Origin of the sequence: Ottowia thiooxydans DSM 14619 (genome assembly GCF_000422885.1) — a bacterium.
GTDB lineage: Bacteria > Pseudomonadota > Gammaproteobacteria > Burkholderiales > Burkholderiaceae_C > Ottowia > Ottowia thiooxydans.
This window is the reverse complement of the sequence record NZ_AUGX01000038.1, coordinates 45,984-54,735: the sequence shown is the minus strand read 5'-3', so window position 1 is coordinate 54,735 and position 8,752 is coordinate 45,984. Positions and strand designations below refer to the sequence as shown.

The window sequence follows — 8,752 nt, the reverse complement described above, 5'->3', positions numbered from 1 at the left end:
CTGTATTCCCGCAAGATCGTGGGTTGGGCCATGTCACACGAGATGCCGGCCACACTGGTGTGCGATGCGTTGGCGATGGCCATCGCGCAGCGTCGCCCTGCTGCAGGACTCATCGTTCATTCCGACAGGGGCAGCCAGTACGCCAGCCGCGAGCATCAGCAGTTGCTGGCACGCCATGGCCTGCGCGCGAGCATGAGCGGCAAGGGCAACTGCTGGGACAACGCCGTGATGGAGCGCTTCTTCCTGAACCTCAAGATGGAACGTGTGTGGCAGCGCGACTACGCCAACCACGCTGAAGCCGCCGCCGACATCTGCGACTACATCGTCGGCTTCTACAACAGCCGCCGTCTGCACTCGAGCCTGGGCTATCTGCCTCCCAATGTCTATGAACGGCACATGGCAGAACGTGCCCTTATCTCGGTGTCCGAAATTACTTGACCAGCACACATCCGGGCCGTCACTGCCGTAAGCACCGGCAATCACCGGGAGGGGAGGCAGACGAGGTATTGCCGGAGCTGCCTGGTGGTCGCGTTTGCGAGCATCTCAGGGTGGAAAAACTCCGTGGATGAATTAAGGTCACTCTAAAACTGGCTTCCCAGCCCTCTATGAGCGGCCGCGATACGAGTTTCTGCCGCAACAAGCTTCTACCGAACCAATCCAGAGCCACGTCCGGTTAAAGCAGCTTAAATGACCGCATTCGGATAAAAACCAAGTCTGTCGACTGGCACTTAGCGCGTCAAGGCTCCCGTTGTTGATCGACCAATGTCAACGAGCCACATCGCCTCTCCGCTTACCCGTATCACGTGATTGAAAGTAGGCGCCGCACAGCCAACCTTTTGCAACCACCGGAATTTCGCCATGGTTCCCAGTGGTTTTACATATGCAATTTGTTTTCTCCGTGACGACCTTGTAGCCCCTGGCATTCTCTTCTTGGATCTTCCGTGAGATCACATTCAGGACAGCTTCGCATGCTGCGGCACGGGTTTCTGCAAATCTGGAGTCTCCGCTCCATGGGGACATCGGCACGTCCCAAGAGGAGAAGTTCCGATGAGAGTCCCGTACATACGGATTGGTTTCCATCACCGGCGGAAATGCTGGTGGAGAAGATTGCTCACCAGGAGCAACTGCCCGTGGGTTTTGTGGATCCGAACGAGCAATCAACTGCAGGCTTTGCTGTCCAGTACCACCACCAGTAACCGGCAGCGACTGCTGGTTTTGTGGTGCAGCGCGAGTAGCCGGCTGCTGGATTGCTTGTTCGGTACGAGTAGCCAGCTGCTGCTTGTCCTGTTCAAGACGAGCCTGCCGCTGTTGTCTATCTTGTTCAGCACGCGCAAGTACCTGCTGATTCTCCTGGCGTGCTCTTTCTGCGGCCAAGGCTGCCCGCTGCTGTTCAGCAAAGCCTTGCTGCGTATTGATGGGCATTGATTGAATGTCTCGAGTTGCGCTCTGTATGCCACCCGCTTGGCCGTTAGTCGCCACGTCAGCAATAAATCCGCCTGCCATACGCAACTTTGCAGCACTTCCAATTCCCTGCGCGCTTCCAATGACGGCTGTACCGATCAAGCCAGCGATGAGCTGGGAGGTATTGCCTGAATTTTGTCGTTCGCGCGCCTCCCGCTGTTCAATGCGGTCTACGCGTTTGCCTCCTCGCCATTCTCCGGCATACCTCTCTCCATCTGCGTAACGCATCTCGCCCCAACCCTCGAGCGCCCCTTTCAAAAAGGTACCTTCGTATCGTTGGCCTGAAGGCCAGGTATGAACTCCCTTTCCGGACTCGTCTCCATCCAGGAATTGCCCCTCATACCGTTGCCCATTTGAGTATGTAAAAACCCCATGCCCATTCCGCTTCTCGTTGAGGTAGTCGCCTTCATGGCGGGCCCCAGATGGCCAAGTGAAAGTGCCTTTTCCCGCTATTTTTCCATTTAAAAATTGACCTTCGTAGCGCCGACCGTCGGCGTACACAAGCAACCCGCGTCCACTCTGGTTGTCATCCAAGAATTCGCCCTCGTAGCGTTGCCCATCCGCCCAGGTTAAAACCCCTTTTCCCGCTCTTTTTTCTTCTAAGAATTGACCTTCGTAACGTTGTCCATTGGGGGAGGCCATCGTTCCCTGGCCGTGCATTTTCCCATCAAGAAAATCGCCCTCGTAGCGGTGACCATCCGGCCAGGTTAAAACCCCTTTTCCCGCTCTTTTTCCTTCTAAGAATTGACCTTCGTAACGTTGTCCATTGGGGTAGGCCATCGTTCCCTGGCCGTGAGCTTTCCCATCAAGAAAATCGCCTTCGTAGCGGTGACCATCCGGCCACGTATGAAGTCCCTTCCCAGTCCGATTTCCATCTAAAAACTGCCCTTCAAAGCGTTGCCCACTCGCCGAAACGAGCACCCCATAGCCGGTTCGCTTGTTGTCAACATAGGCTCCCTCAAAGCGTTGACCATTAGGCGAGGTGACTACGGCGTGCCCGTGGAATTGCTTGTTACGCACGCCTCCTTCGTACCGTACGCCGTTCTCAAAAACATAAATTCCTTTTGAACTGGCTTCGTCATACATGAGCCAGTTGGCCTGGGCGTTTACGCAGAAAACAAGGCCAAGTGCCGGTAAAAGCATATGGACTGCATGAGTGAAGAGGTTTTTAGTCATGTGCTGCGGATGAATTTTCAAAGTGGTTACGAGCTTAAGCTGGCGCCGGATGCCTGTCTATCACCTGTTTGGGTGACATGAATGGCAGTAGAGTGCCGAAATCCCTGATAGAAGAGAGAAGGGCGGTCCGGGATAGCGAGCCACAAGCTCAAGAACGGAGTAAACGAACTTGGCGCGGCCCCAAGGGCCGTCAGAAGCTACCCGACGATGGAAAAAAGCGCAGGTGTAGCTCCGGAGGTGCTTGATGTCGAGAACTATGCGAGACGAGGTGCTCAGCTGGAGAGAACCAAATGACATCGATGATTGATAATTCTTTCTGACGAATGGTTGGCGCCATTTGTCGAAGTCAATCGGTAGATGTGAATCTGAGGATGGAAAAATGTTCTCGCATGTTTTTGTTGGGATCTCTGACTTCGACCGATCGTTGAATTTCTATCGCCAGATTTTTCAGGTATTGGGTTTCAAAGAGCGGTTCTGTGACCCTGAAAAACCATGGGCAGGATGGGAGTCAACTCCCGGTCCACGCCCGCTATTCGTTATTGCCAAACCGTTCAATACCGAAGCACCGAGCCCCGGAAACGGCACCATGGTGGCCTTCATGGCTTCATCGCGAGCTAAAGTCGAGCGAGTGTATGAACTCGCGTTGCTGCTTGGTGCTGCACCCGAAGGCGCTCCAGGACTCCGGCCTGAATACCACGAGCAATATTTCGGCGCGTACTTTCGTGACCTCGATGGGAACAAGCTGTGTGTAGCGTGCCATGTTGCCGCATGAAGCGCAGATGCAGTCGCATCACAGCTTGAGCGTGGCGAACGGCGTCCAAGTTCTGTAGGCCGCGCTTGGTGACATGAAGGAACTTCGCGCAGTCGGCCCTTGACCAGCCCAGGCTGCGATACAACGAACGGAGCTTGCGGCCTTGGCTGGCGCGGGTTTCCCGCACGTGCAGGGGTATCTGCCGTGTTGGTCTTACTTCATACGATGTGTATTATGTTAAGTATCGAGAATGTGGGGATGCTCTCAGCAACCGTCGCGTCCTCTCGTTGACGCCATACCTCATGACCATTGTCCTCTGCAAAGAGCTCAACCTTAGGTCGTGCACATGACATGTCTACATGTGAGATTACAACTTTGCGGCCTATGCGTTGAGTCGCACATGTTGATGTACGGGAGCGCAGCTTCACTCATGTCAGAGCTAACGCCCAACTCTCCGAGCTCATATACCTAGAGATGCCAGCGTGACACGCACCGAGGGAACCCCCTGAAATCTACTTAACCCCCTGAATTTTGGCCAACTAGGGTCTGCAATGAGTGAATTCACGCAAGGTGCAATGAGTAAGGTCGGCTCTTATGAGAACGTGAGAGCCAGTTATGCGTCCACCCTCCTTTGGAGCCTATAGAACAGAGGTTTTTCTTTACTTAAAAAGTTCAGCTATCTCTTCATATCCATTTTTGAGAGCAAGATCCAGCGGCGTAAGGTTGTCCCATGCCTTTAAATCTCTTATCACACCGGAACTTAAGAGAATTTTGACAGCCTCATAATGCCCGTGCCACACCGCGTCATGTAGTGGCGTATAACCGTTAGTAGGCCCTTGTTTATCTTTAATTTCGTCAAAATCCGGAAGTCTACATATCAACTCCAAGATGTCTGCGTGACCGTTATACGCTGCCTTGTGTGCGATGTTGGCGAGCATATATTCGTCGGTTGCTAGGATATCTGCTCCATCCGCCAGCAATTTTTTTAAGAGCGCAATATCCCCATTTCTTCCGGCCACCAATGCAGAAGTATGGTAATCGTTGCCATTGATGCCATTGGGAATCCGAACGTTAATATTTCCACTAGGCTTTGGTGTGACTTCGTCTTCCTCAAAATGGTGTGTTATAAATATATTTCTATTTTTGAAAAATTCATCGAATATTCCGATTATTTCTCTATCGGCCCTATTCTGTGAAGCTTCATCTTTCTCATTGATGAACTCTCGAGCTGTCATTCCGAATAAATTCTTCATTAAAGGATTTATCCTTTTTTGCTCTAACAAAAATTGGACCATTTCCGGATTTCTATACCAAACCGCGACCATTAATGGCGTAAAGCTGTTACTTGCAGCTTGCAAATTGATTAGGGCACCTGCACCGATCAGGAGACGGGCAACTTCGATGTTCCCTCCTTGAGCCGCAAAATGCAAAGGTGACGTCCCAGTAAGGCTATCAAGTAAAAAGGGAGAATCTCCACCCGCGAGGAGTTTTTTTACTTCCTCCGCTTCACCGTTGCCTGCGGCGATCATTAATGGACTTAGATGTTGATTCTGAATTATGTTTTTCATAGTCGAATGACGCTGGGAGATTTATTGTCCAAGAAAAAATGACTGTTATGCCACTCCGCAGGCAATGCAGTACCGGGGCTCGTTGTCCTGAATGTGCTCACGCAGCAACCCCGTGGCAGTGGTGACATCGTCCCCAGCAATTGCGTCCACTAGGATCTGGTGACTTGACACCGCGTTCGAGATGGGCGAACGGTGGCGCAGAGCGTTGAGCTGGTAGCGCAGAAGCTCATATCCGGCACGCAGGTAGTCGTTCTCGCATAACGCCAAAAGCGCCCAATGGAAGTCCATGTCCAACTGCGCCAACGCAGACATATCCTGCGCCTGTTCGGCCGTCCTCATTGACTTCACGAGCACTGCCAATCGCTTGACTAGTGCCTTCGGACGCGCGTGCATGGCTTCTCGTAGTGCTTCCGTTTCTATCATGGCTCGGAATTGGCATAGATGCGCTACTTCTTTAGTGGACAAGCGGAAGACGAAGGTCCCGCGCTGTGGGTGAATCTCCACCAGCCCTTCGGATTTGAGGCGCAGTAGGGCCTCGCGCACAGGCGTTTTGCTCACGTTCATCAATTGCGCAAGCTGCGCCTCTGAGACCTGTTCGCCCAGTTTTAGGTCACCATTGATGATTGCTTCCCGCAGGCGCACACCCACCACGTCGGTTAACAAGCGAGGGCGTTCGAGTTCTAGAGCTTTGCTCATGGAGCGCGGCGCTTCCAAGTCTGTTGAACAGTGCAGAGCAGAAAATTCATCTAGGCAAACTGATATCTGAGATATCTGAGATATCAGATATTTTGACATTCATTCAAAAATGCGTCAACGAGACAAACGAGGAGGCGAAACGCGAGGACAGGATTCTTGACTGCAGTTGTGGTCCTTTGCCAAGCTGCTCATGGTCGTCGCGTTGACAGCCCAGATGTGGCCGGACATGAAACGAGCGTAGCTCGCCTGGATCCAGGAGTCATCGCGCCCGGCTGCGCAATCAGTTTGCGTAGGTCGCTCGAGCCTTTGCCGTGGATGCGGGCCTCCCGTCGACTGACGTGTCGCTAGTTGCAGGCGGCTGGGCTATGACCAATGAGCGGGATCGGGTCAGGCTTGCGTGGTCGGGACGTCATCAATCGGTTGCAGCCAAGCCTCCCGCCCTGCCCCCCACCTTTTGCACTCCACGCCGCAATTTGACTAGGCTTTGGTTGAATTGACGTGGAAGGTCAAGGTTGGCGCACTGAAATCGGAAAACGGTGCGCCCAGGGCCATCTCGCCGCTCGAATGCAGCACGCACTGGTTGCGGCGCAGTTGGGTTTCCGAGCCGTCCTTGCCAGAGAAACGCACCCAGGTTCCGTAGCTGCTGAGGTCGGTCAGCACAAAGGCTCCGTTGATCCACTCAATGCTCGCGTGTTTACGGGAAACACGCTGGTCGCTCACGACAAAGGCGCCACTAGGCGCGCGGCCGATTTCTATCGGCATTTCGCTGTTGGGAAAAGCCTTTTCGGTGTCAAGCCAGGACAGCAGGATCTTGCTTTCCGGCTCCGCTGCTTGGGTTTGACCGAACTCGCTAAGGTTTCCGCGGACGGTCATGAGGTCCGTCGGAACCTCATCATTCCATTCAATTTGGAAGACTGAGTGCGGCTCTGTGATTCCCCGGATATTGATCGTACCCAAGGTACGGTAGCGCACTTGGTCCAGCACCCCTTCACGACCATTCGCGGACACGGTTTCGCGTTCGCCCTGCAATTGGCCAATGACAGATTCGGTGGCCCAGATCGAATTGGAGCCGCTCATGTCTGACAGGCGAGATGCCAAATTAATGGACTCTCCATAAGCATCGTCGCCCATACGTACTACCAAGCCCGAAGCCAAGCCAATCTTCAATCCCATCCGCAACGGTTTCGGCCAAGGCCGAATTCGAGCTGTGTGTTGTTGTTGAAGAAATACGGCAGCGGCGGCAGCCGTGGCCCCATTGTCGAATTCGGCAAGTACGCCATCGCCCAGGAACTTGACTATTCGACCATCATGGGCTTCACACACCCTTCCAATCCACTGCGTGAGCTTGGAGATCACGCCCGCGACCTCTTCATTGCCCAACGCTTGGAAGGCTGCAGTGCTATCAGCGAGATCGATGAAAACGATGGTCTGCAGAGGGTTTTCCATATGCGGCAAGACGGGTTGCGTGGGCGTGGGTTCAGCTACAACAGTCGCTGAACCGCTTAAAAGACGCCCCCTTATATATGCCCAATACTTGGCAATGATGGGGTTGAAACGGAAATTCAACACGCGTGGTCTGAGTCTCTGAGCAGTTTTTCAGTCATCCGTCGTACTTGGGCAACGAATGGATAAGTTAACTGGAAAATTTTTCCTCCACACATCTCGTAGCTGGAGTAGCATTAAGAATTACAAAATTACTTCTAACTACGTTCAATCTTCGCATGAGTTGGGCCGTTACAAATATTTTTGCAGAACTGTATGGAAGGTGGACAGGTCTGCAACCACATTCCAAGCCACTGGCGCAGCGGCAGTCAGATCGGATTGAAGACATCCGACTGACCATGCTTGATATGCTGGGACCAGACGGTGCCAAGGATTTCCCGGGCGTGGTGCGCCGCATTCACCTTAGCGGCGATGCACAGGCCCTCTGGTATGCGCGTGCAGAGCTTATGGCCGCTTTGGCCGGTCTGCATGGCGAGCAGGTTGCCCATACAAAAATGATCAGTCTCTCTGTGTTGTTCGATGGCATGCTGCCCAAAGGAATGATGTCTCGCGCCACCACTTTGCGCATGTAAATTGAACGGGAGAACGTGCCCTTAGTGAGCGTGGTCCCCGTGGACGTGGCCCCAGAGCAAGAGAGCTTCACGGTCTTCCAACAAGAGCTCAACCTTAAGACCTACCGGCAGGAGCACTTTGGTTGGAACGTGGCCAAACGGCAGTCCGGTCAAAACCGGCACTTTCACGTGTCCGCGCAGCCACTCCACCACCTTGGCCAAGCTGTAGCCTTTGTCGTGCGAAGACAATGTGTAGTCAGTGAATTGACCCAGCACGATGGCCTGCTGACGAGCAAGTACCCCAGAGAGCAATAGTTGGCTCAACATTCGCTCTATGCGGTACGGGTGTTCGCCCACATCTTCCAGGAAGAGCACGCCTTTCTTGATATCCGGGAAATACGGTGTACCTAAAAGAGATGTCAATACGGCCAGATTGCCACCCCAGAGCGGAGCCTGCCGCGCCTTGAATCCCTTTAGCGAGAGTTTGGCGGAGTCTGCTGGGAGTCGCCAACCGGTGCCCTCCCCTATGCCGTGGATCAAATCGTCGAAGCAGGCCAGCATGATGTCGTCCGGGCCATCTGGTTCGGATTTACCGCCCTCGCCTGCTTTGTTTGAGCTATCGCCGGTGCCAAAGCCTTCACATAGCGCCGGACCCGCCCAGGTGACTGCGCCCGTCTTGGCCAACAATGCCAGCTGAAAAGCGGTGAAGTCGCTGAAACCCACAAAACGGGTGCCCTTTTCTACAGCCTTGGCGATCTGGCGGTAGGGTAAATCAGGCAGAAGGCGAGCAATGCCAAAGCCGCCTCGGGAGATCAGGGCGACGTCTGCGCCGCTGGCAGCCGCGCGACCGATGGCGGCTAAACGTGTGGCATCGTCGCCCGCGAAGCGCTGCCAGCTATCGAGTGCAGCAGCGTCTATCTCGACTTCGTGACCAAGTGACTGCAAGCGTTTGACGCCGCGCCGAAATGCGCCGCGGTCGCGCACTGCGCCCGAAGGAGAGTAAATATAGATATGAGCCATGACGATCGGTGATTGGTTATTGTTGG

The 8,752-nt window shown here is 53.8% G+C and carries 8 protein-coding genes; 3 read left to right on the top strand and 5 right to left on the bottom strand.

The annotated features are described in order from the left end of the window. A partial coding sequence (locus G518_RS36415) for an IS3 family transposase (protein ID WP_036595642.1) occupies nt 1-438 on the top strand: 438 nt, incomplete at its 5' end. A gap of 327 nt (nt 439-765) precedes the next feature. Here the strand turns inward: G518_RS36415 and G518_RS38710 are convergent. After that, on the bottom strand, nt 766-2,637 hold the full coding sequence (locus G518_RS38710; RefSeq protein WP_051237272.1) for a hypothetical protein: 1,872 nt from the start codon (nt 2,635-2,637) through the stop codon (nt 766-768). Between the two features lie 379 nt (nt 2,638-3,016). Here G518_RS38710 and G518_RS0122305 point away from each other — a divergent pair, with 379 nt between their 5' ends. Next, nucleotides 3,017-3,409, top strand: a complete 393-nt coding sequence (locus tag G518_RS0122305; RefSeq protein ID WP_028604431.1) for a VOC family protein — start codon at nt 3,017-3,019, stop codon at nt 3,407-3,409. Between the two features lie 638 nt (nt 3,410-4,047). Here G518_RS0122305 and G518_RS0122300 read toward each other — a convergent pair. The 3 genes from G518_RS0122300 to G518_RS0122290 all read right to left on the bottom strand — a co-directional run bounded on the left by G518_RS0122300 (nt 4,048) and on the right by G518_RS0122290 (nt 7,098). Beyond that, nucleotides 4,048-4,917, bottom strand: coding sequence for an ankyrin repeat domain-containing protein (locus G518_RS0122300; protein ID WP_028604430.1), 870 nt, complete (start codon nt 4,915-4,917; stop codon nt 4,048-4,050). An 84-nt stretch (nt 4,918-5,001) separates the two neighbouring features. Continuing rightward, entirely contained in the window at nt 5,002-5,652 is a 651-nt protein-coding gene (locus G518_RS0122295; RefSeq protein ID WP_028604429.1) for a GntR family transcriptional regulator, read from the bottom strand. 477 nt (nt 5,653-6,129) lie between these two features. Next, nucleotides 6,130-7,098: an FHA domain-containing protein gene (locus G518_RS0122290; protein WP_036595641.1), complete on the bottom strand. Its 969-nt coding sequence runs from the start codon at nt 7,096-7,098 to the stop codon at nt 6,130-6,132. A 275-nt stretch (nt 7,099-7,373) separates the two neighbouring features. Here G518_RS0122290 and G518_RS0122285 point away from each other — a divergent pair, with 275 nt between their 5' ends. Next, the gene (locus G518_RS0122285) at nt 7,374-7,727 is read left to right on the top strand and encodes a hypothetical protein (RefSeq protein ID WP_028604427.1); all 354 of its coding nucleotides are present in this window, start codon (nt 7,374-7,376) and stop codon (nt 7,725-7,727) included. A 21-nt stretch (nt 7,728-7,748) separates the two neighbouring features. Here the strand turns inward: G518_RS0122285 and G518_RS0122280 are convergent, their stop codons facing one another. Continuing rightward, nucleotides 7,749-8,726, bottom strand: a complete 978-nt coding sequence (locus G518_RS0122280; RefSeq protein ID WP_028604426.1) for an LD-carboxypeptidase — start codon at nt 8,724-8,726, stop codon at nt 7,749-7,751. Between the last annotated feature and the right edge of the window lie 26 nt (nt 8,727-8,752).

Excerpts from the sequence above, each read along its gene's own strand:
- G518_RS38710 (WP_051237272.1), bottom strand. The coding sequence starts at position 2,637 with ATGACTAAAAACCTCTTCACTCATGCAGTCCATATGCTTTTACCGGCA.
- G518_RS0122305 (WP_028604431.1), top strand. The coding sequence starts at position 3,017 with ATGTTCTCGCATGTTTTTGTTGGGATCTCTGACTTCGACCGATCGTTG.
- G518_RS0122300 (WP_028604430.1), bottom strand. The coding sequence starts at position 4,917 with ATGATCGCCGCAGGCAACGGTGAAGCGGAGGAAGTAAAAAAACTCCTC.
- G518_RS0122295 (WP_028604429.1), bottom strand. The coding sequence starts at position 5,652 with ATGAGCAAAGCTCTAGAACTCGAACGCCCTCGCTTGTTAACCGACGTG.
- G518_RS0122290 (WP_036595641.1), bottom strand. The coding sequence starts at position 7,098 with ATGGAAAACCCTCTGCAGACCATCGTTTTCATCGATCTCGCTGATAGC.
- G518_RS0122285 (WP_028604427.1), top strand. The coding sequence starts at position 7,374 with ATGAGTTGGGCCGTTACAAATATTTTTGCAGAACTGTATGGAAGGTGG.
- G518_RS0122280 (WP_028604426.1), bottom strand. The coding sequence starts at position 8,726 with ATGGCTCATATCTATATTTACTCTCCTTCGGGCGCAGTGCGCGACCGC.